The sequence below is a fragment of the Sphingobacterium sp. T2 genome, from assembly GCF_000814685.1.
In the GTDB taxonomy this organism is placed as follows: Bacteria; Bacteroidota; Bacteroidia; order Sphingobacteriales; family Sphingobacteriaceae; genus Sphingobacterium; species Sphingobacterium thermophilum.
Genome location: NZ_JXAC01000276.1, coordinates 1 through 1,544, shown reverse-complemented (window position 1 = coordinate 1,544; position 1,544 = coordinate 1). Strand labels below are relative to the sequence as shown.

The following is a 1,544-nucleotide window of genomic DNA, read 5'->3' as shown; positions in this document are numbered from 1 at the left end:
TGACTACAGGAACACATTTTCAGCACATTACCCTGCTTCGAAAGACTGGATAAGTTTACTCGAACTACCGCATGTAATACGCATCGATGAAGCGCCTTGAGCTGGTCGCAGGTTGGCAAACTCCACATCTTCTTCCGAAAAATCCAGTTCCAGCTCTATGAGCGACGCAAAGTGTACCAAATCTTCACGCAGCTTCTTCAGTTGGTTGGAGAATCCTCCCCGCATCTGCTGCATGGCAACCTGGTGGGAGGCGGCCGAGTTGGAAGCAATAAGGTCTGCCACAGCTTCTGCCTGCGAGAGATCCATACTACCGTTCAGAAAAGCTCTCAGCGTAAACTCTCCCGGACGTGCAGACCGCGCCCCCTGCCGAATCAGCAGACTAAGGATACGCTCGATAATATATTTCGAATTGTGGGTAGAAATCTCTACCGAATTTTCCTTCGTGTAGGAATGGGGCGCAACAAACAAGGACACTAACACCTCGTCGATTATTTCCTCCCCGTCCCGGATGGTGCCAAAATGTATAGTGTGAGACTTCTGGCGGGTCAGATCCTTACCCTTAAATACGGAATTCACCAAAGTGATGGCGTCTGGACCCGACACACGGATTACCGCTATTGCTCCCTGAGCTCCCGGAGAGGTGGCCAATGCCACGATAGTGTCTTGTGTGTTGAAAGTACTGTTCGACATAAGTGCAAAGGTAATCAAGAACTCGCTATAAAACGAATTTATAACGGCGTGAAACCTCAAAATGACGCAATTCGGCCGTATATGATAAAATCCTTATTTTTGTAAATAAACTATATCTGCGATGAATCGAATTCTTTATAAACTGCTTATACTCTTAGCATTTCTTAACTGCCGACAGTTAATTGCCGATACGTATCCCGAAGTAGTATTTGACAACAGCATTGTCAATGGCACCTACGCAAAAAGTACGGTAAACTATTCCGGAAAAAGCTGGGTGGAAAACATCAACAAGCACTTGCTTGTATCGGACACTATCTTCTTTACTCCGGGCAATGCCCTATCTTTAAAATACCTTTCTTCCGAAAAAGGGTATTGGGAAACAACCATAAACTACAACCGCTTAAAATATAGCTATGTACCCGAACAGGATGAGGTGCTTAGCCTCTGGCTCTATGTAAACAGCAACAGCACTAAGATAAGTGACTTACCCAACATTTTTATCCTTCAGGCTCGTCAAAGGAGTAGTGACACTTTAAATATAGAGCCATACATCACTAATTTTCAATCTAATAAATGGATACAGATAAAGATTCCCGTAAAAAATTTTAAGATTAAGAATAAGAATATCCAAATTACGGGGATAGGCCTGTCACAACCTAAAAAGAGCAAAGGCTACCATCATATTTATCTCGATCAGATAGAATTTTTGCCGAAACGGTATTCGGAAATTCCTCTACGCTCACCAGCAATGTTGAGTGATGCCAAAAGTTACGATAAGACAGTACACCTCAAATGGCAGTTGCCTTTAACGCCAAGCATACGTTTTATCAAGATTTATCGCTCTACAGACGGCA

1 protein-coding gene and 1 pseudogene are annotated in these 1,544 nt (G+C 43.5%); one reads left to right on the top strand and one right to left on the bottom strand.

The window, feature by feature from the left end:
• Nucleotides 1-27: 27 nt before the first annotated feature.
• Nucleotides 28-690, bottom strand: coding sequence for a hypothetical protein (locus SD31_RS14005; protein ID WP_039054574.1), 663 nt, complete (start codon nt 688-690; stop codon nt 28-30).
• A gap of 121 nt (nt 691-811) precedes the next feature.
• On the opposite strand from SD31_RS14005, the pseudogene SD31_RS14000 reads away from it, so the two are divergent.
• A pseudogene (locus tag SD31_RS14000) lies at nt 812-1,544 on the top strand (hypothetical protein); the annotation flags it as partial.

Excerpts from the sequence above, each read along its gene's own strand:
- SD31_RS14005 (WP_039054574.1), bottom strand. The coding sequence starts at position 690 with ATGTCGAACAGTACTTTCAACACACAAGACACTATCGTGGCATTGGCC.